General features: G+C 59.4%; 28 protein-coding genes. 14 read left to right on the top strand and 14 right to left on the bottom strand.

All coding sequences use genetic code 11. From position 1 onward, the window contains the following. Window positions 1–350: 350 nt before the first annotated feature. The 4 genes from ric to ubiT form a co-directional block, all read right to left on the bottom strand. On the bottom strand, window positions 351–1,022 hold the full coding sequence (gene ric, locus E9677_RS17620) for an iron-sulfur cluster repair di-iron protein (RefSeq protein WP_408014743.1): 672 nt from the start codon (window positions 1,020–1,022) through the stop codon (window positions 351–353). 108 nt (window positions 1,023–1,130) lie between these two features. Next, window positions 1,131–2,054: a ubiquinone anaerobic biosynthesis protein UbiV gene (gene ubiV, locus E9677_RS17615; RefSeq protein ID WP_136559360.1), complete on the bottom strand. Its 924-nt coding sequence runs from the start codon at window positions 2,052–2,054 to the stop codon at window positions 1,131–1,133. Further along, complete coding sequence (gene ubiU / locus E9677_RS17610; RefSeq protein WP_136559359.1) at window positions 2,051–3,028, bottom strand: ubiquinone anaerobic biosynthesis protein UbiU; 978 nt, start codon at window positions 3,026–3,028, stop codon at window positions 2,051–2,053. The genes ubiV and ubiU overlap by 4 nt, the downstream gene beginning before the upstream one ends. Further along, window positions 3,028–3,531: a ubiquinone anaerobic biosynthesis accessory factor UbiT gene (ubiT, locus tag E9677_RS17605; RefSeq protein ID WP_136559358.1), complete on the bottom strand. Its 504-nt coding sequence runs from the start codon at window positions 3,529–3,531 to the stop codon at window positions 3,028–3,030. The genes ubiU and ubiT overlap by 1 nt, the downstream gene beginning before the upstream one ends. A 108-nt stretch (window positions 3,532–3,639) precedes the next feature. Between ubiT and E9677_RS17600 the strand changes: the two genes are divergently transcribed. Next, a complete protein-coding gene (locus E9677_RS17600; protein WP_136559357.1) occupies window positions 3,640–5,163 on the top strand; it encodes a UbiD family decarboxylase in 1,524 nt (507 codons plus the stop codon). Further along, the gene (locus E9677_RS17595) at window positions 5,163–5,729 is read left to right on the top strand and encodes a UbiX family flavin prenyltransferase (protein WP_235883017.1); all 567 of its coding nucleotides are present in this window, start codon (window positions 5,163–5,165) and stop codon (window positions 5,727–5,729) included. Before E9677_RS17600 ends, E9677_RS17595 begins: the two co-directional genes overlap by 1 nt. A 19-nt stretch (window positions 5,730–5,748) precedes the next feature. On the opposite strand, the gene E9677_RS17590 is transcribed toward E9677_RS17595, so the two are convergent. From E9677_RS17590 to E9677_RS25255, 8 genes are all read right to left on the bottom strand, one after another. Then, window positions 5,749–6,939 carry an NnrS family protein gene (locus E9677_RS17590; RefSeq protein WP_168801256.1) on the bottom strand — a complete coding sequence of 397 codons (1,191 nt, stop codon included), beginning with the start codon at window positions 6,937–6,939 and terminating at the stop codon, window positions 5,749–5,751. 1 nt (window position 6,940) lies between these two features. Continuing rightward, entirely contained in the window at window positions 6,941–8,161 is a 1,221-nt protein-coding gene (locus E9677_RS17585; RefSeq protein WP_136559354.1) for an NnrS family protein, read from the bottom strand. Continuing rightward, the gene (locus E9677_RS17580) at window positions 8,158–8,907 is read right to left on the bottom strand and encodes an ABC transporter ATP-binding protein (RefSeq protein ID WP_069041039.1); all 750 of its coding nucleotides are present in this window, start codon (window positions 8,905–8,907) and stop codon (window positions 8,158–8,160) included. The genes E9677_RS17585 and E9677_RS17580 overlap by 4 nt, the downstream gene beginning before the upstream one ends. Then, entirely contained in the window at window positions 8,904–9,710 is an 807-nt protein-coding gene (locus tag E9677_RS17575) for an ABC transporter permease (protein ID WP_136559353.1), read from the bottom strand. Before E9677_RS17575 ends, E9677_RS17580 begins: the two co-directional genes overlap by 4 nt. A 12-nt stretch (window positions 9,711–9,722) precedes the next feature. After that, on the bottom strand, window positions 9,723–10,748 hold the full coding sequence (locus tag E9677_RS17570) for an ABC transporter substrate-binding protein (protein WP_136559352.1): 1,026 nt from the start codon (window positions 10,746–10,748) through the stop codon (window positions 9,723–9,725). Between the two features lie 113 nt (window positions 10,749–10,861). Continuing rightward, window positions 10,862–11,545 carry an NnrU family protein gene (locus E9677_RS17565; protein ID WP_136559351.1) on the bottom strand — a complete coding sequence of 228 codons (684 nt, stop codon included), beginning with the start codon at window positions 11,543–11,545 and terminating at the stop codon, window positions 10,862–10,864. Beyond that, the gene (locus E9677_RS17560; protein ID WP_136559350.1) at window positions 11,542–12,018 is read right to left on the bottom strand and encodes a hemerythrin domain-containing protein; all 477 of its coding nucleotides are present in this window, start codon (window positions 12,016–12,018) and stop codon (window positions 11,542–11,544) included. Before E9677_RS17560 ends, E9677_RS17565 begins: the two co-directional genes overlap by 4 nt. Window positions 12,019–12,028: 10 nt before the next feature. After that, window positions 12,029–12,184: a hypothetical protein gene (locus E9677_RS25255; RefSeq protein ID WP_205910163.1), complete on the bottom strand. Its 156-nt coding sequence runs from the start codon at window positions 12,182–12,184 to the stop codon at window positions 12,029–12,031. Between the two features lie 124 nt (window positions 12,185–12,308). Here E9677_RS25255 and E9677_RS17555 point away from each other — a divergent pair, with 124 nt between their 5' ends. The 6 genes from E9677_RS17555 (at window position 12,309) to E9677_RS17530 (ending at window position 17,896) form a co-directional block, all read left to right on the top strand. After that, window positions 12,309–12,854, top strand: coding sequence for a cytochrome c oxidase subunit 3 (locus E9677_RS17555; protein ID WP_136559349.1), 546 nt, complete (start codon window positions 12,309–12,311; stop codon window positions 12,852–12,854). 8 nt (window positions 12,855–12,862) lie between these two features. Then, window positions 12,863–13,138 carry a cytochrome C oxidase subunit IV family protein gene (locus E9677_RS17550; protein WP_076397189.1) on the top strand — a complete coding sequence of 92 codons (276 nt, stop codon included), beginning with the start codon at window positions 12,863–12,865 and terminating at the stop codon, window positions 13,136–13,138. A gap of 156 nt (window positions 13,139–13,294) precedes the next feature. Continuing rightward, window positions 13,295–13,747 (top strand): c-type cytochrome, encoded by a 453-nt coding sequence (locus E9677_RS17545; RefSeq protein WP_136559348.1) that lies wholly within the window; start codon window positions 13,295–13,297, stop codon window positions 13,745–13,747. Between the two features lie 27 nt (window positions 13,748–13,774). After that, complete coding sequence (locus E9677_RS17540) at window positions 13,775–15,121, top strand: nitric-oxide reductase large subunit (protein WP_136559347.1); 1,347 nt, start codon at window positions 13,775–13,777, stop codon at window positions 15,119–15,121. Between the two features lie 61 nt (window positions 15,122–15,182). Then, window positions 15,183–15,986, top strand: a complete 804-nt coding sequence (locus E9677_RS17535; RefSeq protein WP_136559346.1) for a CbbQ/NirQ/NorQ/GpvN family protein — start codon at window positions 15,183–15,185, stop codon at window positions 15,984–15,986. An 11-nt stretch (window positions 15,987–15,997) separates the two neighbouring features. Further along, window positions 15,998–17,896, top strand: coding sequence for a nitric oxide reductase activation protein NorD (locus tag E9677_RS17530; RefSeq protein WP_136559345.1), 1,899 nt, complete (start codon window positions 15,998–16,000; stop codon window positions 17,894–17,896). 71 nt (window positions 17,897–17,967) lie between these two features. Here the strand turns inward: E9677_RS17530 and hemN are convergent, their stop codons facing one another. Continuing rightward, on the bottom strand, window positions 17,968–19,320 hold the full coding sequence (gene hemN, locus E9677_RS17525; protein WP_136559344.1) for an oxygen-independent coproporphyrinogen III oxidase: 1,353 nt from the start codon (window positions 19,318–19,320) through the stop codon (window positions 17,968–17,970). A gap of 91 nt (window positions 19,321–19,411) precedes the next feature. On the opposite strand from hemN, the gene E9677_RS17520 reads away from it, so the two are divergent. Then, on the top strand, window positions 19,412–19,795 hold the full coding sequence (locus E9677_RS17520) for a DUF2249 domain-containing protein (RefSeq protein ID WP_235883016.1): 384 nt from the start codon (window positions 19,412–19,414) through the stop codon (window positions 19,793–19,795). Between the two features lie 86 nt (window positions 19,796–19,881). Then, entirely contained in the window at window positions 19,882–20,406 is a 525-nt protein-coding gene (locus E9677_RS17515) for a DUF2249 domain-containing protein (RefSeq protein WP_136559343.1), read from the top strand. Here the strand turns inward: E9677_RS17515 and E9677_RS17510 are convergent. Beyond that, on the bottom strand, window positions 20,370–21,629 hold the full coding sequence (locus E9677_RS17510) for an NnrS family protein (protein ID WP_168801255.1): 1,260 nt from the start codon (window positions 21,627–21,629) through the stop codon (window positions 20,370–20,372). The genes E9677_RS17515 and E9677_RS17510 overlap by 37 nt on opposite strands. Window positions 21,630–21,840: 211 nt before the next feature. Between E9677_RS17510 and nirK the strand changes: the two genes are divergently transcribed. From nirK to E9677_RS17490, 4 genes are all read left to right on the top strand, one after another. Then, entirely contained in the window at window positions 21,841–22,980 is a 1,140-nt protein-coding gene (nirK, locus tag E9677_RS17505; protein ID WP_136559341.1) for a copper-containing nitrite reductase, read from the top strand. 67 nt (window positions 22,981–23,047) lie between these two features. Continuing rightward, window positions 23,048–23,944 carry an SUMF1/EgtB/PvdO family nonheme iron enzyme gene (locus tag E9677_RS17500; protein ID WP_136559340.1) on the top strand — a complete coding sequence of 299 codons (897 nt, stop codon included), beginning with the start codon at window positions 23,048–23,050 and terminating at the stop codon, window positions 23,942–23,944. A 97-nt stretch (window positions 23,945–24,041) separates the two neighbouring features. Next, complete coding sequence (locus E9677_RS17495) at window positions 24,042–24,743, top strand: Crp/Fnr family transcriptional regulator (RefSeq protein WP_136559339.1); 702 nt, start codon at window positions 24,042–24,044, stop codon at window positions 24,741–24,743. Between the two features lie 103 nt (window positions 24,744–24,846). Then, on the top strand, window positions 24,847–25,287 hold the full coding sequence (locus E9677_RS17490; RefSeq protein ID WP_408014742.1) for a pseudoazurin: 441 nt from the start codon (window positions 24,847–24,849) through the stop codon (window positions 25,285–25,287). Window positions 25,288–25,292 lie beyond the last annotated feature (5 nt).

Here is a 25,292-nt window from a genome sequence, read left to right as displayed (position 1 = left end):
CAAATAAACCTCAGCGTGCGTCAATCCAACGCAGGTTTGGTAGGGATTGAACCGCGAACCGCACGTTTACGCGCAAACTCCAGGCGCAATTGAGCGGATGGCATGACGGGCCGATCATCGCCTGTCGCCTGTATATCGAGGATCAAGTGACAGCAGTCGTTCCATGAGATAGGCGACCGTATCGGGTCCGGCGCAGCCACTGATTACGCATTCATGCATGTCGCAGATGGTGTCACAGGCTCGCTCACGCCGCGATCTAAAAACGACTGGAGGAGGAAACCTGTCGCGGTCTATACCTCGGTCCGGGTTCTGGTTCTTCCGCATGATCCCTCATCCTCGATAGGTTTGTTTTAGAGGGTCCCGCCGGTAAAGCGTGGAAAGAGGACTTCATTTTCCAGATGCATGTGCTGGACGAGATCGTCGGCAAACTTCTTTACGCCTGTGTAAAGCGCGCGCCAGGAATTGCAGGCACCGTCCGGCAGATGAAATCCGCCCGTCACGTGCTCGAGTTCTGTCAGATGCCCGGCCTCGACGTCATGTTCGTGGCGCATCTGTTCAATGGGTCTTGTCAGAGCTTTATGGTCGCCGCGTTCCATGAGCGGGAAGAGCATAAGCTCCTCGCGATGCATGTGGCTGTGGAGGTCGCTCTGGATGCGCTCAAGCAGATTTGCCAGGCCGATCGGTGCATCGGGGTGATCGCCATGCACCCGCTCGACCTTGGCCGCTAGCGGGATCAGCGAGATGAGTTCGGCGCGGTGGGTGTCGTGGTAGCGTGTCTTGAGGTGCTTGATCAGATCGACAGTTCCATCCGGTGCTTCCGTCGAGGCGGCGTCGACAAGGCCCTGCAATTCGCCCACCAGTGTTTCCGGCGAGACACCCGCGGCTTCGGCCGCAACCTCGAGGCTATCAGAGCCACCGCAGCAGAAGCTGATGCCGTGACGGCGGAAAAGTGCGGCTGCACCGGGGAGGGAGGTCGCGATCTTTCCGACCGTCTGGCTTGCGTCAAGTTCCATCGAGTTCACCTTGCTTTGCGCTTCAATGCGTTATCGCTGTGACGCCGACTATGGTGATGAATGCCGATCCGGTCTTTGCGCTTCCGCAAACAAGATGTGCTCGTACTCCCTCGGGCATCAAGGCGCGTGGGCATTGTTTTTTGCCCGCGATACCCAGGCCGCTCCCTCTTGCGCGTGATGAAAGCCGTTGGAGAACTTGGCTGTGGGATAAGTATGCCCGATCAACTCGACGGCCTCTTGGGGTTCCATGCTGCCCGACAGCGTTTCCTGGAAGATGACGGCGATGCGCGCCATGTCGCAGTCCTGTGGTGAGAGACGGAAGCCATTGACCCCGGCCTCTTGCAACTCCTTCAGTTCGCTGAGCAGGAGTTGGCACGTGTGCGACATTGTCTGCACGCCATTGAGTACCAGGAATGACTGGCGATCGAGTGTGTCGATTGACAGGCCGTCCGGCTCTTCGCCACAGACGAACTGGCAATTGTCCTTGATCCTGCCCTTCGAGCGGGCATGGGCGCAGCGAGCCGATATGGCAAGCGGCATGCGACCGAAAACCATGACTTCGAGAGCCACATCTGGTGCGTCGGCAGCGATCCTGGCGATCGAGCTGAAGGGAAGTTCCGGCGGAAGACAGATACGGTCTGCCCCGCGTTGTGCCAGCAAGCGCGCCGTTGGACCATTATAGACATTGACCAAGGGGCCGACGAGGTGCCGGCGACCCTTGATCAGGCCGATTGCGGAGAGATCGTTGACCTCGATGGGGTGTTCCGATGTCTCGATCAGGTCTTTCACGATACGGCCTTCGCGCTCCAGAGTGACGAGCGCCAGCGAGGAAAAGGCCACTGACTTTCCCGCCCGTTCCAGTCGTTCCACCACATCCGCCAGGTAGGGCTCGATGAAGTGCTGACGTTTGGAGCAGACGGTCTCGCCGAGGATGACGCGATCCACCGGCGCTTCGTCTGCGATCCGAAAATAGAAATCCCGCCATTTCGGGCCGTCCCAGAGATAGTATACGGGGCCCAGTGTCAGTTCGGTCATGCTCATCTCCAGCGCTTCTCATAGGCGCCGACCGTGGTCTTCTGCCCTTCGCTCAGCGCTCTCAGCCGGGCCAACAAGGGGCCACGTCCCGAGGGGGCGGTTGCGAGCACTTGGCGCAGCGTTGACACGACTTCGGCCACATAGGCTTTGCCGCGCTGGCGTCCTTCGATTTTCAAGGCGGAGACGCCGGCATCCTTCAAGGCTTCGATTTCTCCCATGACATCGAGGGACACGGGGTCTTCGAAGGCGTAGCCACGGGTATCGCTGATGTCGAAGCGTCCCTTGCACAGTGTGGGGTAGCCGGCGGCCTCCCCATGGTTGAACCGGTTGATCGTATAAGTGCCGAGCTCCGACACCATGTCGGAGCCGTCCTGTCGGTACCGCACATGGCTCGCCGGAGAGCAGACGCCGTTCATATTGGGCGATTTGCCGGTGGCGTAGGAGGAGAGCGAGCAGCGTCCCTCGGCCATGACGCAAAGTCCGCCGAAGACGAAGACCTCGATCTCGCATTTGACCTTGCGACCAATGCGGGCAATGTCGCTGATCGTCAGCGTTCTCGGCAAGACGACCCTTTTTGCATCGAAGGCTTCGACGAGAAAATTGATTGCTTCGGGATTGGAAGCAGATGCCTGAACGGAAACATGCAGGCGCTGCTCTGGATAGTGTTCCCTGACATGGGCCATGAGACCGAAATCGGCTAGTATCAACGCATCGGCACCGAGCCTTACCGCGTCGGCCGCCGCACGATACCAGATCTCTTCGTCACAAGCCCGCATGAAGGTGTTGAGGGCGACGAATGTCATGCAGCCCTTCTTGCGGGCATAGACAATTGCGTCTCGCAACTCTTCTCGGCTAAAATTGAGGCCGGGGAAATTGCGGGCATTGGTCTCGTCGCGGAAGCCGCAATAGACCGCGTCAGCGCCTGCATCGACGGCTTCACGAAAGGCTGCTGGCGTTCCCGCCGGACAGATCAGTTCCATCACTGGATCCCCCTCAGCGACTGGCGTCGGATTTCCTCGGCTAGCCTGTGCACGATGGGCGCGGCAGGTCCTCCGATCCGTGCGAGATCGCGCGGAAGATCGATATCACAGTCATCGAGGGCGTTTCTCATCGCAAGCATGGCTTCCATGTCCCCGATCACCTTCAGGTCGCGGGAAAAGAACAGCGCATCGGCATCGCAACGGCCCTCAAGGAGCGCCAGCAGCATGACCAGCGGGGCTTCGACACCCGCATCCGCCGTGAAGGTCTCGCCTTTGCGCACTACCTTGAGACGGAGGAGGTGAGGTTCGATCAGGAAGATGAGGGGCAGATCAGTCGGAGCAAATGAGAAGCGGTTGCTCTTGTATGTGCCAAGGCGCTCGAACATGTCGCCATGAGCCGAGAGCAGGATCTTGAAGAGGCGACTTGCCACGAGCTCAATTGACACGAGAGGCATGAGCGGCACGGCTTTCAGCGGGAGAGCCAGAATGGATGTTATCTGCATTGCGCCAATTTGAGTGGTTTGAACCGGCGCAAACCTATGGGAACGCCCGACAATCCAGATTGCTCCAGCGCAAAGACGCAACCGAATTCACAGGTCACAGCGGTTCGCATGACACAGAACGCACCGCCTCGTCGCTACGACGGTCTTCAAGCTTTCATGACCGAACTGGAAAAGCGGGGACGACTTCTCCGCGTCGCGCAGCCGGTGAGCCTTGTTCATGAGATTACCGAAATTCACAGGCGCGTCCTGGCAGAGGGAGGCCCGGCCTTGCTCTTTGAGCGCCCGGTCCGGTCGGACGGTGCAGTGTCAGAGATATCGCTGCTTGCCAATCTGTTCGGTACGCGCGAGCGGATCGAACTTGGCTATGGCATCCCTGGCGGCAAGATCGGCGATCTCGCGGACCTTCTGGCCGAATTGCGCGAACCGAGGCCGCCGGCGTCGCTCCGGGATGCCCTGAAGAAACTGCCTGTGCTTCGCTCCGCCATGGCGCTGGGATGCCGCAGGGTGTCTCACGCCGAATGCCAGGATATCGTGTTTGAAGGCGAGGCCGTTGATCTCAACCGACTGCCGATCCAGTGGTGCTGGCCCGGCGAACCGGCACCGCTGATCACCTGGGGGCTTGTCGTCACCGCATCGCCCTCCGACCCCAAGGATGTCAATGTCGGCGTCTACCGGCTGCAAGCGCTGGATCGCAAGCGATTGATCACGCGCTGGCTCGCCCATCGTGGTGCTGCAAAACACTTCCGGCAGTGGCAGGCGGTGGGGCAGGATATGCCCATTGCGGTGGTGATCGGCGCTGATCCACAGACGATCCTCTCCGCCGTCATGCCGCTGCCGGAGACAATGAGCGAGCTTTCGTTCGCCGGTGTGCTCAGAGGAAAGCGCGCCCATGTGGTGCGGGCGCTCACCCAGCCCCTTGATGTTCCAGCCACTGCAGAAATCGTTCTGGAGGGGACCGTATCGATCGCGGACAGCGCACTTGAGGGCCCCTATGGCGACCACACGGGCTACTACAATTCCGTCGAACCGTTTCCCGTCATGACCTTGAGCGCGATGACGATGCGGCATGATCCGGTGTATTTGTCGACCTTTACGGGCCGCCCCCCGGATGAGCCTTCTGTGCTCGGAGAGGCAATGAATGCTCTCTTCCTTCCCATCGTCAAGCGCCAGTTTCCGGAGATCATTGATCTCTATCTGCCTCCAGAAGCCTGCTCCTACAGGGCGATCGTCGTCTCGATCGACAAGCGCTATCCAGGGCAGGCGCGTCGGATGATGCTCGGGCTTTGGTCGATGCTGCCGCAATTCAGCTATACCAAGCTCATCATCGTGGTGGATCCCGACGTCGACGTCAGAAACTGGAGCGATGTCATCTGGGCGATTTCCACGCGGTTCGACGCCTCCCGCGATCTGGTGGTGGTGGACAATACACCCATCGACTATCTCGATTTTGCCTCTGCTAAACCTGGGCTTGGTGGGAAGCTCGGTCTCGATGCCACCAACAAGCTTGGCGCAGAAACCGATCGGGAATGGGGCCGCGTGCTGCAAATGACGCCGGAGGTCTCGGCGCGCGTCGATGCGATCTGGGGCGAACTTGGACTTGGATCCGTCAAGACAAGGGCAGGTGAGCCATGATGAGGCGCGTCATTCTCGGCATTTCAGGCGCTTCGGGGGCGGCGATCGGTCTTCAGGTCGGTCGGCTCCTGGCCGCCATAGATACTGTGGAACTGCATCTCGTCGTCACGTCAGCGGCGCGCCGCACAATCGCACATGAGGCAGGCAACGAGGCGATGGGGCGGCTGATCGGGCTCGCCACCCATTTCCATTCGGAAAGCGATATCGGTGCATCGATTGCCAGCGGATCGTTCCGCACGGCCGGTATGATCGTCGCCCCTTGTTCGATGCGGTCTCTTGCGGCCATCGCGACCGGGATCACCGACAATCTTCTCACTCGCGCCGCCGATGTGCAGCTCAAGGAGCGTCGCCGGCTGGTTCTCCTTGCCCGCGAAACGCCTCTTCACCTCGGGCACCTGCGCAACATGGTGGCGGTGACCGAGATGGGGGCCGTGGTGATGCCGCCGGTCCCCTCTTTCTACCGTAATCCAGCGAGCGTGGAGGATCTCGTCGCCCATATTGCGGCTCGTGCCGTGGATCTGCTTGGGTTGACGGATGCACCCTTGATACCAGAATGGAAAGGGTAAGGGCGCTCATGGCTCCCTCCTATCCCTTTCGCGCTATCAACGGCATGTAGAAGACCACGTAACCCAGGAATGCCACGATCCAGGCAAGGCCTGCGATCGGCAATAGCAGCATGGTGTGCTGCGGCCAAATTGCGACCAAGATCCTTAGCAGTGCCGAGAGGATGATTGGTGCATAGATGAGCCAGGTTGTCGTGTGCGGGGACGTCAACGCCTGGCCCGTATGGCCTCTCGTGGCGCGGGTCATCACCGCAAGCGTCACGACCCCGACCCCACCTGTCGTCCAGGCATGGATGCCTGCCGAGGCGAAGCCGGAGTGGTCCACCACCATGGACAGGCCTGTCAGAAAAAAGCCTAAGGGAATGAAGAGATAGCCGACATGCAGGATCATCACCAGAGGCTCGCTGAGCGTGCGCTCGGGACACCATCTGGCCTGTCGTACGAGATGAGTAACGCCGGCGACGATCATCAGCACCCCCGTGGGAAAGCTGAGGCTTTCAAGACCGCCGCCGACAGCGATCCACATCGCCAGTGATAGGCCTCCAAGGATCATCACACCAAGATCGAAACGGGCGAAATTCTCAGGCATCCGTCCCGGATTGTTCGCCTTTAGCCAGTTGCCGGTAAATGCTGGAATGATGCGCCCTGCGACCAGGGAGATGAGGATGAGGATCGCGGACAGCGCCAGACGGTCGGCCATTTCGACGCGCCCGTAGCGCTCAATCTCGAAATGGAAGAGAACCTGAGCGGCGCTCAGGAGCACGATTACAGCGACGATCTTGTAATTGCGGTGGTTCGAGGCAGCGATAAGTTCCTTAAGAACGAAGATGGCTAGCACCGGCAGGAAGGTAAGTGCGACGAGCGTCGCGCCGAGCATGCCCCTCCATTCCGAGAGACTGATGGCGAGCCGCCCTGCGACCCAGAAAAGAAACAGCGCCAGAAGCGGCATGCCCTTCAAGCCGGGTCTGCCGGTCCAGTTCGGCACCGCGGTGAGAAGAAAGCCTGCTATCACGGCCGGGACGAAGCCGAAGAGAAGCTCATGCTGATGCCAAGCTACCGGGGGCAAGAGGGTCGGCACATGCATGAAGCCGAGGAACCATGGAACCCAGATCGCAATCGAGAGGGCGGCGACAAGCGCGCTGCCCGGAAAGAACAGGCGGAATCCGCCGGACAAGAGACGCTGTGGGACGGAGGGGCCGGAAAGTTTGGTCATGTCAGCACCTTTCCTGATCGACCGATGCCGGCGACCAGAGCAGAGGAATATAGGCCGTGGCCCAGAGGAGGAAGGAAAGCGAAAAAAGAGTCGAGGTGAGCCCATAGGGACCAAAGGGCAGGGAGAAGGATGGTGCGAATTGCGGGAGGACCCGCAGAAGCACCGACAGCACCAGAAGCAGGATCGACAACCGGGTTGTCGTGGAAAAGCGCAGCGGTTGACCGGTATGCAGCAAACCTGCAATCGAGAGAACCTGCAGGACGCCGAGACCTAATCCCCCCATCAATGCCAGATGCAGTCCGCCCAGCCAGGGCAGAGGCAGGCCAATGAGAGAGAGGCCGAAGGTAATGAGGCCGGTTCCGGCCAGCGCACTCGATAGCCAAAGGCCGCCAAGTTCGAAGGAAAGGCCTTCGCGACCTACAAAACCCTCGGCGACCCGATCGAGAAAGGCAGCGCCCGCAGCAATCATCAGATAGCCGCGCACCGCGTCCGAGAGCATGGCTGCCTCTGCCAGGATCACCAGCATGGCCAATCCCGCCGAGAGATGCATCCGGCCCGGATGCGGTCTGTAGGGCGAGGTCTTTTCCGTCGGATCGAGGATCAGGTTGGTCACCGGCACGGTGATGCGGGCAAGGGCGAGACCGAGCAGGCCGAGAAGCGCGAACCCAAGAACTCGGATCGCACTTTCCGACAGATCGTAGAGTTCTAGGGCCATTGCGATCCGCAGCATGGCCGCAGCCCCAGCAAAGGCGGTGACGAACAAGACGAAGCCCAGGAGATCTGTGCTCTTCTTGGTCCAGGACAGGCGCAGCGCATAGGCGAGCAGGAACAGCATCCAGGCCTGATCGAACATCAGACCGATCAGCCAGCCGCTCTCGACGGCAAGCAAGCCGAGCACTCGTGCGCCAGCCCAGAAGCCCGCAAACAGGAACAGTGGACGGCCGCTAATCCGCCGCGTGTCCGTCCATTCCGGCAGTGCAGAGGTGAGGAAGCCTAAAAGCGCGGCTCCAAAGGAGCCGACCAGCATTTCCTGCGCGTGCCAGTGGGCGGGAAGAGACGAGGAAGCAAAAGGCAGGTCGTGAGACCATACGACCACCCAGAGAAGCGGCCAGAGTGCCGCATGCAAGGCGGCAAGTGGAAACATCAACCTCAGACCTTCGGCGGACATTGCCCTGGCAAGATCGGCCGAGGGAAGCATGCGTATGGCTGGAAGCACACTCATGCCAGCCTCCGCTCGTCATGTTCTTCCACGACGGCAAACAGCGGATGATCGGAGATGAGCCTTCGCGCCGTCTCGAAAATCATCTCCTCACTGCGATGCCCCGGTGTCTCGGGAACAGCGACGCAGTCGAGAATTCCATGGCCGTAGCGATCGAGAACCGCGATCCGGTGGCAGATCCGCAGCGCTTCATGGATGTCATGGGTGATGAAGAGCCCGCCCTTGCCGCTGTTCGAGACCGTGGCGACAACGAGATCCTGCATCCGTCGTCGCAAGGCGGCATCGAGTGCGGTGAAGGGCTCGTCGAAATAGAGGAAATCGGGGTCGGCGACGAGCGCACGGGCAAGCGCCGTGCGCTGGCGCATGCCACCCGACAACTGCGATGGAAACTTTTGCCAGTCGCTCTCTTCCAGCGATACGCGATCACAGGCCGCTGCAGTTCTTACCCTTCGCTCGGACCGCGCCACTGGGAGGCCAGATAGGCCGAGTGCCACGTTGGCTTCGACCGTTGCCCATGGGAGGAGGCGCGGTTCCTGAAAGACGAAAGCGCAGCGCGCATAGCCTCGCTCGACCTGGCCGTGGCGGGGGATAATCAGCCCGGCGGCGATCTGGGCAAGCGTGCTCTTGCCGCAACCGGATGGTCCGACCAGCGCGACCATTTCCCCCTGGCTGACCTGCAGACTGACCTGTTCGAGAACGGGGCGGCCGAGAAAAACGTGCCCCACGGCTTTGAGCTGGAGGAGGGTCATCGGCGTACGCCCCAGGGTTGGGCGGCTTCCCGCCATGCCTCGGCTTCGGCGCGCAGAGGCTGAACAATTCCATATTCGACGCTGATCAGCGCAATGACCGACAGGAGGATCCACGCAAGAGCTGCTTCCACATCGAGTGCGGAACGGGCATTGGCGAGCGCGCCTCCTATCCCGCCGGCATTGGCCAGCAACTCGGCCATGACTGCTGCCTTGAAAGCTGTGCCCAGTGCCATGACCAAAGCAGGAAATAACGCATGAAGCGTTTGCCGTAGGGATATCTGAAACAGGCGGGCCAGCCACGACAGGCCGGCCATACGGGCCATGTCTTCCAATCCCCGGTCTCGTGTCTGGATGGCCTCGGCTGCACCAACAAAGACAAGCGGCAAGGCGGCGATAGCCGCAGTGGCAATGACCGTTCCGGCCCCCATGCCGAACCAGATCATCAGAAGGACGATCCAGGCGATTGGCGGGACGCCGATCAGCAAGGTTACTTGCGGACGCGCAAGCCTCATGATCGCCGGATGGTATCCGGCCACCACGCCTGCCATCGTTCCAAACACGGCGGCGAGTGAAAAGCCGCCGAGCGCCCTCAAGCTCGTCGACAGCACCAACATCTGATTGTCGGGGTCTGCTGCTAGCTTGAACAGGGTCTGGATCGTCTCGGCCGGTGCTGGCAACACGAAGCTGCCATAGGCTTCGGCTCCGAGCTGCCAAACGGCTGCAAAGACGGCAAGGCCGCTGAAACCCGCCCAGCCGGACCAGAGGAAGCGCGCCACCCTTCCCGCACGATAAGCTAGGCCCATGATGATCCCGCCCTACAGATAAAGTGACGCGTCCGGCATGCGACCGCCCACCATATCGGGATGCCTCCGTGCCACGGCTTTGAGCAGGGTCTCGATCGGTCCGCGAGCGTCCCGAGCGGCAATGGCGACGAGGTTCGAATAGGGGATCGACGCCTCCAGAACAGGCCATGGGAGTTCAAGTGCCGATGCGGCCTGGCTCGCAGCCGCTGCCGGATTGGCGTTCACCTCGACTGCTGCCCGTGCAAGTCCCGCAAGAAGCGCGGTCGCCTGTTCCGGATGATCGTCCAGGAAGTTTTGCGTCAGGGCGAGACCTGCCTGGGGCATGACCGGCGTACTTGCGGTGACCTTACCCCATTCCTTCTGCATGTCGATGACGCGGTGAAGCGCCTGACCACCGGTACTGGCCTTGAAGATGGCGGCAGAGACTGCCGGTTCGGGTAGGAGCGCCGTGTCGATACGCCCTGCGAGCAGCATCTGCACAGCTTCGATCGGCGTGCCGGCCCGCTCTACCTTGACCTTGCCGGTCATCCGATGATGGGCAAGCGCCGCATCGAAGACAAGTTCCGGCGTGTCATTGGGAAATGGCACGGTTACGCTTTGACCTTCGAGATCGGCGAAAGCCGCGATCTTATCATTGCGCGACACCATATAGAGAAGGCCATTGGTCATGACGCTGGCCAGTTTCAGGCCAAGGCCGCGCGTATGGAGATTTGCCGCCGCCGTGGTCGGCATGATCACAGCCTGCATCGACCCGGATGCAAGACCTGCCCGCATTTCATCTGGCGTGCGCCATACCTTGAACTCCACCTTGTCGGCGACATTGCGCAGCAGGCCCTTGCCAACAGCATAGGCAAGCGTGATCGATGGCCCGGCAGGTGGGCCGTAGAGGACGAGCTGGTCAAGTGAAGATGCGCGTGTTCGCTTGTTGAGGAAGGGGAGGACGAGGGTCGCGGCAATGCCAGCGCATAAAGTGCGACGGGTTGGAGCATAGCCTACCGTGTCGGCTTCAATGATCTTCGTCTTGCTGACCTGTTTCATGGTGTCGGGCGACCCGCTCCTAAAATTGATTAATTTACTCATGTAATAGCCGTCCGCGCGCGGATGTTTGACGTAGAGCAAGGAATGAGTGGAATTGCCGGCTCGAATCGTTCTCAGATGTCGAGCGCGAGGATCGGGTCTGCGCCAAACAGGGCGGCATGGCCTCCCGCGAGCAGCCAGAGTGTGACAAGCAGCGTCACGGCGAGCCCGGCTATCAGATGTCCATCCAGACGCAGCTTGGCGCGTCCTGAGAACAGGGCGATCAAGGGGAATATGGACGTTGATCTCCCGATTGGCGACCAGCTATCTCCCATCCTGCGTCGCGCGCGTTTTTCCGTTGTGATGATCCCGGCCACGGAGAAGAGCCCAAGGCCACCAAAGACGAGGAGCGATCTGATGTCACCGTTTGCTGCCAAATGTCCAAGACACCAGAGGAGAAAACCCCACAAAACCGGATGGCGTGTAACGGTCGTAATCGCTCCAGGTGTATCGCCTGCCATAAAGCTGACAGATGCGGAATTGGGGCTGATGAGGCCTGCCGTGACGAGAAAGAGCCCGATTGGCGATAACACGAGATTGGCGAGGGCGCCCCGGGAATCTGGCTGCCAGATCTCGACATAATCGGTGTTCCAGGCGGCATGCAGGACCCATATCAGGAGTGCCACAGACGTTGCCGAATAGGCCAGGAGATAGAAACGCAATCCAAGTGCTGCGGTCAGCCTTCCCCGAATGGCTGGTATGGCCGGCACCGAATGCAGCAACAGAAATGCCGCAAGCGCTAGAATGACCTGGCTCATGTCGGTAGCACCTGCATCTCTGGCTCAACGCTTAAGAGCTGCTGCAGCAACATCTGCTCCGCGGTGATATGGCGCCGGACAGCCTCCTGAAAACCGCGAACCATATGAGCTACCGTTTGAAGGCTCAGCCTGCATCGTTTGCGCGCAACGGCGGCCAAAGTGAGGGATAGCTCACGGGCCGCGCGGCGGTCGACGCGGTGTTCGGACTTGACCTGATCGAGAAGAAGAGAGCCGAAGCAGGAGCCGGCATGCAGCTCAAGGTCGGGGTAGAACTTTTGCTCTTCCAGAGTGTGGGCAGCGGCAACCAGCGGTTCGATGTGCTTGGCCACCTTTTGGATACCGCGTGGGATCTCACCTGTGTCGAAGTCGGCGGCCAATTCCTCCAGTTTCAAGCAGAGAATGAGAAGATCGCGGTGCTTGTCCTCAAGCGCCCTGACCTCGCTGGCCGTCAGGCTTGATCCGGTCGTTTCCATCGTTTTCTCCTTACTGGCCGAGAAACAGGACGACGCCGATGGCAAGCGAAGCGAGGACGGCGGCAAGCGTGCCTCCGCCCTGGAGTACGCCCATGCGCTTCAGCATCAGGGCAAAGCCCATGATGACAGGTGTCGCAACGACAAGGCCGATCTGTGCATCCGTCATTTCAGTCATTCCCTTCTGTTGTGGACGTACTCTGCCTTGTCTTTCGTCAGTCTTCTTTGCGCTCCCACAAAGAGCGCTTCGGATTTTTCTCTAGAAACGATCCCGACCAACGGGAGATGTGACCATGGCCATGCAAACGAGCCTCCAGGACGAGGCAAAGGACGACCACCTGCTGCTCTGGATCCTGGTGTGGAGCGAGCTGATCGCTTTTGGCATCCTGATCTTTGGCTTCCTCGTCGTCTCGACCTTCGATGCCCAAGCCTTCGAACTGGCGCGTCTGCATTTAAGGCCGGGGATCGCCGGCGCGAACACGCTTATCCTGCTGGTCAGCGGCTACTTCGTCGCCGTGGCGATGCGAAATCGGCTTGCACTTCAGACGGTGAAACGGCCGTTAACCATTGCTGCCCTGCTTGGCTTCTGCTTCGTAGCGGTCAAGCTCTTCGAATATTGGGGTGAGGTTCGCTACGCCCACGATGCGACGCTCGATACCTTCTTCGAGCTCTATTTCATCATTACCGGCTTTCATCTCCTGCATGTCTTCTTCGGCGCCATTGCGCTTCTTCTCGTCGCCTGGCGCCCGGCACGGGAGAACCTGATTCTGATCGCCACACTCTGGCACGTGATCGACCTCGTCTGGTTGGTCATCTTTCCCATTCTCTATCTCGCGTGAGGCTTCCCATGACCCGCAGACAGCACGAGGAATTGGTGGGTGTGCTCGCCATGCTGATGACCTTCGCGATTGGCGGCGCAATTGTTGCGGCGCTCGCAGGTCCAACGATCGTACCGATTGCCGCAGTTCTTGGGATTGCCTTTGCAAAGGGACGGCTTGTGGTTCTAGACTTCCTCGAACTCAGGGGCGGGCATCACCCAATGCGGATCGCGCTCATCTGCTGGTTAAGCATCATTCTGATCGCCGCACTGTCTCGGTCGCTGGTGGTCCTTCTGTTGGGATGAACATTCGCGCCGTTGCTTGCCAAAGCGCAAAGAACAACTCCGCTCACTCTCTATGAAAAGAACATCCCGCAGAGCCGGCGAGGGGATCGCCAGAGCCTTCGAGGCGGGGAAACCAGGTCGGGCCTTTTTTAGCCCGGCAGACGGAAGGACAAGGGCATGGCAGAGCGCCTGACCAAGACCGGAGCGCGCAACGTCTTTTATGGCGGCTCCATTTTCTTTTTTGCGATCTTCGTGGGGCTCACCGCCCACAGCCATTACTACATCCGCACGGTATCGACCGACGAAACGACACTGTCTGACAGCGTCGCGCGCGGCAAGCATATCTGGGAAAAGCACTCCTGTATCAACTGCCACTCGATCCTGGGTGAAGGCGCCTATTTCGCGCCCGAACTCGGCAATGTCTGGACGCGCTGGGGTGGCCAGGACGATCGCGACGGTGCACGCGAGACGCTTCGTTCCTGGATGGCTGCACAGCCCTCTGGTGTCGAGGGCCGTCGCCAGATGCCGCAATTCAACCTGACCGACGAAGAGATCAACGATCTCGCCGACTTCCTCGAATGGACCAGCAAGATCAAGACGCAGAACTGGCCGCCAAACGAGGCGGGCTAAGTCCTTCGTGACCCAAGGAGACAATAAATGAAATATCAAAGCCAGAAGGTCGCGATGCTGTATTTCTACGGCGCGCTTGGCCTCTTCGTTGCCCAGGTCCTGTTCGGGGTCGTCGCGGGCACGATCTACGTCCTGCCCAATACGCTCTCCGAGCTCCTGCCGTTCAACATCGTGCGCATGATCCACACCAACGCCCTGATCGTCTGGTTGCTAATGGGCTTCATGGGCGCGACCTATTATCTGCTGCCGGAAGAGGCGGAGACGGAGCTTTACAGCCCAAAGCTTGCCATCGTGCAGTTCTGGATCTTTCTGATCGCCGCAGCCGCAGCCGTCGTCGGATACCTCTTCGGCATCCATGAAGGCCGCGAATTTCTCGAGCAACCCTTCATCATCAAGATCGGCATCGTCATTGTCGCATTGATGCTTCTGTTCAATGTCACCATGACATCGCTGAAGGGCCGCAAGACTGTCGTCACCAACATCCTGATCTTCGGTCTTTGGGGTGTCGCGATCTTCTTCCTCTTTGCCTTCTACAACCCAACGAACCTGGCACTCGACAAGATGTACTGGTGGTATGTCGTCCACCTCTGGGTCGAAGGCGTCTGGGAGCTGATCATGGCCTCGGTGCTCGCCTTCTTGATGATCAAGCTCAACGGCATCGACCGCGAAGTGGTCGAGAAGTGGCTATATGTCATCATCGGCCTGGCGCTCTTTTCGGGCATTCTCGGCACGGGCCACCACTATTACTGGATCGGCGCGCCGGGCTACTGGCAGTGGATCGGCTCGCTGTTCTCGACGCTCGAAGTGGCACCGTTCTTCACCATGGTCATATTCACCTTCGTGATGACCTGGAAGGCCGGCCGCAAGCATCCGAACAAGGCAGCACTGCTGTGGTCGATCGGCTGCTCGGTCATGGCCTTCTTTGGTGCCGGCGTCTGGGGCTTCCTGCATACGCTGTCATCGGTGAATTACTACACCCATGGCACGCAAGTGACGGCAGCCCACGGGCACCTCGCTTTCTTCGGCGCCTATGTGATGCTCAACCTTGCGATCATGGCCTATGCCATTCCGGAAATGCGCGGCCGCCAGCCCTATAACCAATGGCTGTCTATCGCGAGCTTCTGGATGATGTGCACGGCCATGTCGGTCATGACCTTTGCGCTTACCTTTGCCGGTGTCCTGCAGGTGCATCTGCAGCGCGTGCTGGGCGAAAGCTACATGGCTGTCCAGGACCAATTGGCCCTGTTCTACTGGGTGCGCCTCGGTTCCGGTGCCGTCGTGCTGGTCTCCGCCCTGATGTTCGTCTGGGCCGTGTTGATGCCGGGCAAGGAAAAAGAGCCCGCCTTCGGCAGCTATGTCGAGCCTGCCGAGTGAAACAGCGGCCCCGCTGTTGCAAAAGCGGCGGGGCGCTCCCCAGTTTTGAAGGATCAGTACCATGAACATTATCGCCCGCAACATTCAGCCGGATATTCCGGCCTATTCTCCAGCCGGCAACGAATGCACGCTCTTCGAGACAGCCTGGACGCGGCAGTTGCCGCTTCTCCTCAAAGGACCGACAGGCTGCGGTAAGACCCGTTTTGTCAGCCATATGGCCCAGAAGCTTGGCTTACCGCTGACCACCGTCTCCTGCCACGACGATCTGGCGGCTGCCGATCTCACGGGTCGTTTCCTCTTGAAAGGCGGCGAAACGGTCTGGGTCGATGGGCCGCTCACCCGTGCTGTTCGGGACGGCGGCGTCTGCTATCTCGACGAAGTAGTCGAGGCACGCAAGGATGTCGCCGTCGTGCTCCATCCTCTGACCGATGACCGGCGCATTCTGCCCTTGGAACGCACAGGCGAAGAGCTCGAAGCGCCGCCGGCCTTCATGCTGGTTGTCTCCTACAATCCCGGCTATCAGAGCCTGCTCAAGGCATTGAAGCCGTCAACCCGTCAACGATTTGTCGCCATCGAGTTCGACTTCCTGCCAAAAGCGAGGGAGATTGAAGTTGTCTCGTCGGAAAGCGGATTGCCGGCTGTTGCGGTCGAGCCTCTCGTTGAGCTCGCCAGGCGGCTGCGCGCGCTGAAGGGCCATGACCTGGAAGAAGGCGTCTCGACGCGGCTGCTCGTCTATTGTGCCAGCCTCATCGATGCCGGTCTTTCTCCAAGCGACGCCGTTCGTGCCGCCATGATCGAGCCGCTGACTGACGAGCCGGATGTGCGGGCGGCACTTCTTGAACTCTCGCAAGCGGTCATCCGCTAGGGAGCAGTGACATGCTGGACTTTCTGGAGCTTGAGGAAACGGTCGGCCGTGCCTGGCACCGGCTGGCTGGCGACACCCGCACCTGGCCACGTTACCCCGAAGCGGCGATCACGCTGGACGAGATGCTGCCGGTACTCTCCGTCTGCTTTCGCGGCTTCGGCGGCGAGAGGACGGTGCAACTGGTCCCGGCGCGAGGCCGAACCTCGCAGCATCGTCTGAAGCTGCGCCAGCGCTTAGGCCTGGGCGAGGAGAAGCTCGTCCATCCGGCACGCGACGAGGCGAGCGTGATGTTGCCCCCGGTGCTCGACCTGATGCCGGAGCCGGCGCTCAATCGCGACCTCTATTTATGGCTCGTCGCTGCCATGGCCGTGATGCCGCTTGAATCGATAACCGAAACTGATCCGCTGAAAGCTGATCTTGCCATGCTGGAGGCCGCCTCCAAACTCCAGGAAGAGGTTCTCGCCGCGTTCCCCGGTCTTGTCGATCGCTATCGCCGGCTATGCCTTGCTCTCCTGTCGGAACGTCGGCGCGGCTCGCTGCCGCGGGTCGAGGGCGTTCTCGAAGACCGGGTGATTGACCTCCTGCGCCAAGGTGGCGGCCTCGCGCCGCTTTCCGTGGAAACAGACTTCCCTGCCAAAACGCCCCCCGGCTACCTGCCGATGTTGCCGGTGCCCCTCTGGCCGCAGGCGGTCATCAGGGAGGAATGGACTGGTTGCCAGGAAAAGGATCAACCGGTCGGCTTTAGTCAGGAGGATGCACAAGCCGCTGGACGCCATGTGGCGATCCGCGAGAAGGATTCCGCCGCCAAGGGTGAACGCAGCCCCTTCATCCTCAATCGCTTCGAGAAGATCCTCGCGATGGCCGAGATGGTCAATGTCGACCGTCCCGCAGACGACAGCGACGATCACGATGCGTCGGCCGCTGACGAACTCGATGAGATGGTGCTTGGGGAACGAAAGGGCCGGCCTGCCGCGAAATTTCGGTTCGACCTCGACCTACCACCGGAGGCGTTGATCCATTCTGCACTCGAAGCCGATCTCACCTATCCAGAATGGGACTATCGCCGTGGCGTCTATCTAAAGGATCATTGCCGTGTAGTGGCAGGTCCTGGCCCGAGCGAAGAATCCAGCCAAATCCCATCGGAGGAGATGAAGGCGCTAATCCGCCGCGTGCGGCGCCAGTTCGAGGCAATGCGTCCGCGCCATGAGGTGCTGCGTGCACAGGTTGACGGTGCCGATCTCGACCTGGATGCCGTCGTGCGCAGCCGCACGGAGCTTGCCGCAAGTGGCGAATGCTCGGACCGCATCCATCTGTCGAGCCGCCCGCAGGCACATGATCTTGCTGTCACGCTCCTGGTAGACGTTTCTCTATCAACCGACGCCTGGTTCAACGACCGCCGGGTGCTCGATGTCGAGAAGGAGGCTCTTCTGGTGTTGGCCGAGGGATTGGCCGCCTGCGGCGATATGCATTCCATCCTGAGCTTCACGTCGAGACGGAGGGACTGGGTTCGCGTTGAGACGATCAAGGGCTTTGATGAGCCGATGAGCGTGCTGGTGCGCCAGCGCATCGCAGCCCTTAAACCCGGTTATTATACCCGCATGGGGGCAGCAATCCGTCACGCAACGGCCAAGCTTGCAGAGCGCCCCAACAGAAAGCACCTGCTGCTTGTTCTGACCGACGGAAAACCGAATGACGTGGATCACTATGAAGGGCGTTTCGCGCTTGAAGATACCCGACGGGCAGTCACCGAGGCCCGTCGCTTCGGCATTCACGTTTTCGGTGTCACCGTCGATCAGGATGCCAAGACTTACGTACCCGCCGTCTTTGGTCATCACGGCTACGCCGTCGTGCCCGATATCCGGCGCCTGCCGGCCGCACTGCCGCAGATCTACCGCGCGCTCGTTCGCTGATCCGCGATCGCGCAAAGGGAAAGCCCGGACCGAGCGATCGGGCCGGGCTTTCTCATTCTCGTCTCTTTTTCTCAGGCCGCCGTGGCGTGTGTTCTGCCCGTTTCGCCGAGATAGGCATCAAAGCACGACGCCACCGTTCGAACGAGGAACCTGTGCTTTGTGTCGACGCTGAGCATATCGCCACGCCAGCTGACGATACCTTCCTCTAACAAGGTCTTGAGCGGCAGATTGGCTTTTCCGAAGCTCTCGTCCGGAAGCTCAAAGCCATCCGGCATGGCTGAAAAATCCACCTGGAAGTTGCACATCAGCCGTTCGATGATCCAGGCGCGGACGCGGTCTTCTTGGGTCAAGCGATAGCCTTTCGACGTGGCCAGTTCACCGGATGAGATGAGACTTGCATAGCGGCCAATGGCGACATCGTTTTGCGCGTAGCCTTCGGCAAGGCGTCCGATCGCCGAGGAGCCGAACCCGATCAGCGTTGATGCGGTGTCGGTCGTATATCCCTGGAAGTTGCGGTGCAGCGCCTGGCGATCGGCGGCGATCGAAAGCTGATCCTCAGGAAGCGCAAAATGGTCGAGACCGATCCGTCGATACCCGGCTTCGCACAGGGTTGTGGCGATGGCTTCCGCCTGCGCATGTCGTTCATGGGCGTCGCCGAGCGCTGCCGTGTCGATCAGGCGTTGATGCTTCTTGAAGGCCGGGACATGGGCGTAACCGAAGACGGCGAAGCGTTCAGGGCGCATGGCCGAGGCCACACGGGCAGTTTCAATTGCAGAGTCGACATTCTGATGCGGCAAACCATAGATCAGGTCGAAGTTGACACTTCTGGCTCCGGCCTTGCGCAGGTTCGAAAGGGCTGTTTCCGTCTGATCTGCTGACTGGATGCGATTGATTGCTTTCTGCACCTTGGGATCGAAACTCTGAACGCCAAGGCTGGCCCGAGTTATCCCCGCCTCGCCCAGTGCCTCTGACATTTCTACGGTCAGTGTTCTCGGATCTATTTCCACCGCAAATTCGGTCGCTCCGCCAATGCCAAAAGCTGCGGCGAGCGTCGCAGTGAGGTCGAGGAATTCCTCTGGCGTCATGATGGTGGGCGTGCCGCCGCCGAAGTGAATGTCGCTGACATCCTGTCGCTGCCCGATGGCTTTCGCCACCAGTCTGATTTCCTGTTTCAAAACGGTCAGATAGTCGAGGATTGGCGCATCTTTCTGGGTGATCGTGGTGTGGCAGCCGCAATACCAGCACAAGGATCGACAGAAGGGCACGTGAAGATAAAGTGACACCGGATCGCTTTTCGGCACGGTGGCCAGCCAGTCACGATAGGTGCCGGCTCCGATACTGGGCGAGAAGCGGGGGGCGGTCGGATAGCTCGTGTAACGGGGCAAGCGGCTTTCGCCGTAACGGCGGATAATCTCTGCGTTCATGATATCGCTCCGGTTTCATGCCGCAACGATAGCCGCTCGCCGAAGGACTTCGTTGTCGAAAGGCAAAGAGGATAGGCTTTCGAGGTTTTGCTTGTCACAGCACAACGAAGCCCGTGCACCGGTACTTCAGTATCCTGTGGTGCAGCCTAAGCTGCATGCGACCCCGCAAACCTGCATTGAAGAAAGCCAGCGAATGACTGTTGTTGAAGATCAAACTCTCAAGCTCGACGTGCGCGAAATTCCGCGCGTGGAGAGGCATCCCCGTATATTCGGAATGTTGAATTCGCTGCTTCCGGATTATCAGTTGATCTTGACCGTCGATCATGATCCGGTTCCGCTCTACTACCATCTCGAGATGCATTATGATGGGATGTTCGGGTGGGAATACCTTTCCCGTGGTCCCGAGATATGGGAAGTCCGCATTCGCCGGAAGAAACACGAAGGCTGCAACTGCAACTGCGGTGGTGGTCATTGAACTGCATGGGAGCGATCGGTCAACAGCGGTTGCTCCACGCACATTCATCGTGATCGGACAGGTGAAGTCGAAAATTGGGAGGTCAAATGTCGACGACAGCCAACTTCAAAGAACTCGACGTGCGGCCCATCCTTCGTGACGGAGGTGAGCCATTTCCTGCGATCATGCATGCGGTTCAGGCGTTGAAGCCAGGGGAAGGTTTGCGCCTGCTTGCAACCTTCCGCCCGATGCCGCTGTTGAGCGTCATGGCGCGCCGCGGCTATTCGGCCGAACTCAAGGAGTTGGATGGCGGCGAGTGGGAGGTTTTGTTCATTCCGGCGCCAGACATTTCTGCAGAAGTTCTCCATTCGATCGGTGCCGAGGAAGCGGCGGCTTGGCCTGATCCTTTGTGGAGAACCGACCTTACAGAACAACAGCCCCCGGCACCCATGGAGAAAGTCCTCTCGCTGATTGAGCTCATGGAGCCAGGCGAAGTGCTCTTCGCGGTGTTTTCAGAGGAATCGCGCTTTCTCGGCGCGGAGCTGGAAAAACGCGGTCACCAATGGGTCGGCAATCTCGACGCGTCAAAGCGTGCCTATCGCATGTTGATCCGCGTTGGCGGTGAAGGTTGACGACCGGGTTGTCGCTGAACGTGGCATAGGAGACCTGCGTTGTCGCCAAGAAAGAAGACAAAGGCGGCAATCCAGAACAGTCCCGACGCAGCGATAAACGGCGCATAGTGTCCGGGAATGAAATCGGCTGTTATGCGCAAGCTTGCCGCGATAAGCAGGCATGGAACGGATAGCCACTGGCACCAGGAGAATTTTTCGTTTCGACCGGTATGAAGCCTGATCGAACGCATCATGATTGCAAGCATCATTCCCGTCACAGCAGCGATGGCAAGAAGATGAATTGCAGCGAGCGGGCCAAGCATGCCGAACGCGGTTGCTGCAATCCCCAACAGCCCGATAGCCATGAAGCCGTAAGACACCTGCATCGCTGCGATCATCGACGATCGCAGGATGATTGGCCTGAACCATCTTGCTGCGCGCAAGAGGTGCAAGCTGGCTGCGACAAGGGCCATGATGGCCGTGAGTGGACCAAACGGTTCGAAGGTCCAGATCATCGCTGCAAGGAATGTGGCGATCAGGACAAAACGATCAATTATGCGACTTGTAGGCGCGAGGCGTGACCTGCCTGCCTGGGCAAGCCAGTTATTTGTAAAGCTCGGGATGAGCTTGCTCGTGGTCGCCGTGATCAACAGGATATAGACGGAAAGGCCTGCCCGCGCCCAGGCCCCCACATCCCCTCCGTTCATGGCAACGATGTGGAACCCGCCATTGATAAGGGCGAGAGACGTGAGGCAAAGGATTGGCTTGGCATCCGCAATCCGCCTCGCGACCCAGACCTCCCTCAAACAGAAATAGGCGAAGAGTGGAAGGAAGATCCAGTCGATCAGAAGGGTGATGAAGGCCGATGTTTCTGCGACCATCAGCATGGAAATGCGACCCGCGATCCAGATGAAGGCAAGTCCCGCAAGCGGTCTACCAGACAGGGGAAAGCGACCGGTCCAGTTTGGAACTGTTGTCATCAAGTATCCGACCAGAACGGCCGGCATGAAGCCGAACAGCAGTTCATGCGCGTGCCAAGCGGATTGGCCGTAGACTTCCGCCACCTCAAGCCAGCCGTTCGTCGCGCAAATCCAGATTGCGATGGTCGCAATGGCCCATAAAGGCGCGCCGAGATAAAAAGGCCGGAAGCCATAGGACAGCAGAACGAGGCCGTCGCGCCCCAGGCCTCGCGGGATCCCGCCACTGGTTATTCGTTCCTTTTCCTTCATGGAAATCGCTTTCAAAAACATTCCTTCGACGCTGCTCAGAGACTTTCACGCAAAGTAATTGATCTCGATCAAAGGGCCCCGGCAAAACTATTATTTGATCGGCGGCTGAATGACGCACTCTCCTCATTAGTTCTTTGTTCCAGGACAAATAAAACTGGGCGACGTGAAGTAAAACAGTCTCAACAGTTCGGGCGAAACGCTCACTGCACGACAAGGAGAAAAGATTATGACCCAGAGCCTGAATTTGACCAGAAGAACAATGCTTGCGGGGGCTGTCTTTGCAAGCGCGCTTATCCCTGTTCTGACAGGGACTGTGGCACGCGCCGAAGGTGGCGACATTAAAACGAATGCCGCCGCCGTTGCCGGTGACATCGCCAAGCTGGAGCGGGTGAAGGTCGATCTGGTCGCACCTCCCTTCGTGCATGCGCATAGCCAAAAGGCCGAAGGCGCGCCCAAGGTCGTCGAGTTCACGCTCACCATTGAAGAAAAGAAGATCGTCGTTGACGATGCAGGCACCGAGGTCCATGCCATGACCTTCAACGGCTCGGTCCCCGGCCCGATGATGGTCGTCCATGAAGGAGACTATGTCGAGGTGACGCTTATCAACCCCGACACCAACAGCCTGCAGCACAATATTGACTTCCATTCGGCAACCGGTGCGCTTGGCGGCGGTGCCCTGACCCTTGTTAATCCCGGCGAGACAGCCGTCTTGCGCTTCAAGGCTACCAAGGCCGGCGTCTTCGTCTACCATTGCGCACCTCCCGGAATGGTGCCGTGGCACGTGACCGCTGGCATGAATGGCGCAATCACGGTCTTGCCGCGCGACGGTCTCAAGGACCACAAGGGCAATGATCTGCCTTATGACAAGGTATACTATGTCGGCGAGCAGGATTTTTATGTCCCCAAGGATGCCGACGGCAATTACAAGAAGTACGAGAGTGCCGGCGACGCCTATTCGGATGTGCTCGAAGTGATGAACACGCTGACCCCGAGCCACATCGTCTTCAATGGTGCGGTCGGAGCTCTGACAGGCGACAATGCGATGACGGCAGAAGTCGGCGACCGGGTCTTGATCCTGCATTCGCAGGCCAATCGTGACACCCGGCCTCACCTAATCGGCGGCCATGGCGACTATGTCTGGGCAACCGGCAAATTCGCCAACCCGCCGGAGCTCGACCAGGAAACCTGGTTCATCCCTGGTGGTGCTGCGGGCGCTGCCTACTACACCTTCCAGCAGCCGGGCATCTACGCCTATGTGAACCACAACCTGATCGAAGCCTTCGAAAAGGGTGCGGCCGGCCACTTCAAGGTCACCGGCGACTGGAACGACGATCTGATGACCGCCGTAGTGAAGCCGGAAAGCTGACCCTTGTGACTGCACGGGGTGCTCGATGGGCACCCCGTGGACTTCCTCTAACTCGTTGGAAATCGCCATGTCCGGCGCCGTTCTCACTCCCAGCCAGGCCAATTCTATCAGCTCGGTGCTTCTGCCACTTCTGCTCATCAGCGCTTTGTCCACCGCCCTCGTGTTTCAATCGGGCATCGTGCGGATGAGCGGTGGCGCCGATATGCCACCGCCTCAAACCATTTCGGTGGCCGCGGGACGTTTCACCTACCGTCAGCCGGGTGAGTTTTACCGCGCTGGATACGCCGTCGACGGGCCGAAGGCCGATCATGTGATGACGGCTCCTCTCACAATCATGAAGTATCAGGTCAGCACCCTGGACTACGATGCCTGCGTGGCCGATGGGGCGTGTCCTGCCCGGGAATCGGCCACTCCATCACGTTCTGACATGCCGGTAACCGGCGTAAGTCATGACGACGCGACGGTTTTTGCCCGGTGGTTTTCGGAAAAGAGCGGTGGAATCTGGCGACTGCCAAGGGATGTGGAGTTGGCCTTTGCCGCGGGTCAGAAGTTTCCCGACGACGCGCTCGGTATCGACCCGGACAATCGCAACCCGGCATTGCGTTGGCTCGCCGACTATGAGCGCGAGGCGGCTCGCAAGAGATCAAAGGAACCGGCACCGCTTGCCCATGGCAGTTTCGGCGAAAACGAGCATGGCCTTGCCGATTTTGCCGGTAACATCTGGGAGTGGACAACGACCTGCAACCGGCGTGTCGACCTCGTCAATGAAGGGCAGCCAGTCACAACCGAAGCCTGCGGCGTCTACATCACCGCCGGCAAACACAGATCGCCCTTAAGCTCGTTTATCCGCGACCCGAAAAGCGGTGGCTGCTCTGTCGGAGTTCCCCCTGACCATGTCGGCTTCCGGCTGGTCGAAGATCGTCGCTGGTACGCCCCTTTGCTCTTTTCGATCGGTGCCTTGTGAGGTAGGCTGCCCCTCGAATTGGACACTCGCCATAATAGCCACTATTGGGCTCTTCGAGCTCTGAGAATGTGCGCTGGTGGCGGGAGAGGGATATATTTTGAAACTTGATCGGACGATCATCAAGTCTTTGTCATTGTTCGACAAGATGACCGATGACGAGTTGGACGCGCTGCTGGTTCCCGCTCAAACGAGGCGATTGCCGATCGGCGAGTCCGTGTTTGAACAAGGTCAGCCTGCCACATACTTCTTTCTACTTCTGCATGGCCGCCTCAAGGTCACTCAGGTGACGAGCGCCGGCCAACAGATCATCGTTCGTGTCGTCCATCCTGGCGACCTGTTTGGCTTCGCCAAGGCCCTGCAGCGACAGGACTATCCAGGAACAGCCCTTGCTGCTGCCGAAAGCATAGTTCTGTCCTGGCCGACAGAGCTTTGGCCGAAATTCGTGGAGCGAAATCCAAGACTCGCCGTCAGCGCGATGGAGACGATCGGTCAAAGGCTCGAGGAAGCCCATGTCCGCATTCGCGAAATGTCCACGCAAGAAGTCGAGAAGAGAGTGGCGCATACCGTGTTGAGGTTGGCGCAAAAGGCTGGTCGCGCGGAGGCTGCGGGAATACGGATCGATTTCCCGATCTCAAGGCAGGACATTGCCGAGATGACCGGAACGACAATCCACACTGTCTCGCGCATTTTTAGTTCATGGGAGAGCAAGGGCCTGATCGAAGGTGGTCGGCAGAAACTCCTGGTGCGCGATATGGCCGAATTGGCATCGCTGGCGGATTCTCTCCCCGAACGTCGCTAACCAGATGAAGCGTTCTCATACTTGATATTGCGCAAAGAAGGCTCGTCCATCCTGTTCTATCTCTTTTGCAACGGAACGAGGTGTTCTGTCTAAGGAGATGAAAATGAAACTGCGTAGTGTAACCATGGCAGCCGTTCTCTTGCTTTCGGCCCCGGCCCTCTCAATCGCTGCCGATTTCGAAGTCAAGATGCTGAACAAGGGTGCCGAGGGTGCCATGGTCTTTGAACCGGCCGGCCTGAAGATTGCCCCCGGCGACACCGTCACATTCGTCGCCACCGACAAGAGCCACAATGCCGAAGCCATCAAGGGCATGATTCCGGACGGTGCGGCGGAGTTCAAGGGCAAGATGAACGAGACGATCAAGGTGACCTTTGACGTTCCCGGTCTCTATGGCGTGAAATGCGCGCCGCATGTTGGCATGGGCATGGTCGCTGCCATCCTTGTTGGTGATGTCCCTGCCGCCAATCTCGACGCCTTCAATGCCGCAAAGCTGCCGAAGAAGGCGCGCGAGCGGATTGATGCAGCCGTCGCTTCGGCCCAGTAAAAACT

This window comes from Peteryoungia rhizophila (assembly GCF_004912145.1).
Taxonomy (GTDB): domain Bacteria; phylum Pseudomonadota; class Alphaproteobacteria; order Rhizobiales; family Rhizobiaceae; genus Allorhizobium; species Allorhizobium rhizophilum.
Note: the sequence above shows the minus strand (reverse complement) of the source record. Positions and strands in the feature narration are given on the sequence as shown.

Excerpts from the sequence above, each read along its gene's own strand:
- E9677_RS25255 (WP_205910163.1), bottom strand. The coding sequence starts at position 12,184 with ATGACGGATGCACAGATCGGCCTTGTCGTTGCGACACCTGTCATCATG.
- E9677_RS17580 (WP_069041039.1), bottom strand. The coding sequence starts at position 8,907 with ATGACCCTCCTCCAGCTCAAAGCCGTGGGGCACGTTTTTCTCGGCCGC.
- hemN (WP_136559344.1), bottom strand. The coding sequence starts at position 19,320 with ATGAACGCAGAGATTATCCGCCGTTACGGCGAAAGCCGCTTGCCCCGT.
- E9677_RS17565 (WP_136559351.1), bottom strand. The coding sequence starts at position 11,545 with ATGAGCCAGGTCATTCTAGCGCTTGCGGCATTTCTGTTGCTGCATTCG.
- E9677_RS17575 (WP_136559353.1), bottom strand. The coding sequence starts at position 9,710 with ATGGGCCTAGCTTATCGTGCGGGAAGGGTGGCGCGCTTCCTCTGGTCC.
- E9677_RS17590 (WP_168801256.1), bottom strand. The coding sequence starts at position 6,939 with ATGACCAAACTTTCCGGCCCCTCCGTCCCACAGCGTCTCTTGTCCGGC.
- E9677_RS17570 (WP_136559352.1), bottom strand. The coding sequence starts at position 10,748 with ATGAAACAGGTCAGCAAGACGAAGATCATTGAAGCCGACACGGTAGGC.
- E9677_RS17560 (WP_136559350.1), bottom strand. The coding sequence starts at position 12,018 with ATGGAAACGACCGGATCAAGCCTGACGGCCAGCGAGGTCAGGGCGCTT.
- E9677_RS17500 (WP_136559340.1), top strand. The coding sequence starts at position 23,048 with ATGTCCGGCGCCGTTCTCACTCCCAGCCAGGCCAATTCTATCAGCTCG.
- E9677_RS17600 (WP_136559357.1), top strand. The coding sequence starts at position 3,640 with ATGACACAGAACGCACCGCCTCGTCGCTACGACGGTCTTCAAGCTTTC.
- E9677_RS17545 (WP_136559348.1), top strand. The coding sequence starts at position 13,295 with ATGGCAGAGCGCCTGACCAAGACCGGAGCGCGCAACGTCTTTTATGGC.
- E9677_RS17595 (WP_235883017.1), top strand. The coding sequence starts at position 5,163 with ATGAGGCGCGTCATTCTCGGCATTTCAGGCGCTTCGGGGGCGGCGATC.
- E9677_RS17550 (WP_076397189.1), top strand. The coding sequence starts at position 12,863 with ATGACCCGCAGACAGCACGAGGAATTGGTGGGTGTGCTCGCCATGCTG.
- E9677_RS17535 (WP_136559346.1), top strand. The coding sequence starts at position 15,183 with ATGAACATTATCGCCCGCAACATTCAGCCGGATATTCCGGCCTATTCT.
- E9677_RS17540 (WP_136559347.1), top strand. The coding sequence starts at position 13,775 with ATGAAATATCAAAGCCAGAAGGTCGCGATGCTGTATTTCTACGGCGCG.
- ubiT (WP_136559358.1), bottom strand. The coding sequence starts at position 3,531 with ATGCAGATAACATCCATTCTGGCTCTCCCGCTGAAAGCCGTGCCGCTC.
- nirK (WP_136559341.1), top strand. The coding sequence starts at position 21,841 with ATGACCCAGAGCCTGAATTTGACCAGAAGAACAATGCTTGCGGGGGCT.
- E9677_RS17530 (WP_136559345.1), top strand. The coding sequence starts at position 15,998 with ATGCTGGACTTTCTGGAGCTTGAGGAAACGGTCGGCCGTGCCTGGCAC.
- ubiV (WP_136559360.1), bottom strand. The coding sequence starts at position 2,054 with ATGAGCATGACCGAACTGACACTGGGCCCCGTATACTATCTCTGGGAC.
- E9677_RS17585 (WP_136559354.1), bottom strand. The coding sequence starts at position 8,161 with ATGAGTGTGCTTCCAGCCATACGCATGCTTCCCTCGGCCGATCTTGCC.
- E9677_RS17555 (WP_136559349.1), top strand. The coding sequence starts at position 12,309 with ATGGCCATGCAAACGAGCCTCCAGGACGAGGCAAAGGACGACCACCTG.
- E9677_RS17515 (WP_136559343.1), top strand. The coding sequence starts at position 19,882 with ATGTCGACGACAGCCAACTTCAAAGAACTCGACGTGCGGCCCATCCTT.
- ubiU (WP_136559359.1), bottom strand. The coding sequence starts at position 3,028 with ATGGAACTGATCTGTCCGGCGGGAACGCCAGCAGCCTTTCGTGAAGCC.
- E9677_RS17490 (WP_408014742.1), top strand. The coding sequence starts at position 24,847 with ATGAAACTGCGTAGTGTAACCATGGCAGCCGTTCTCTTGCTTTCGGCC.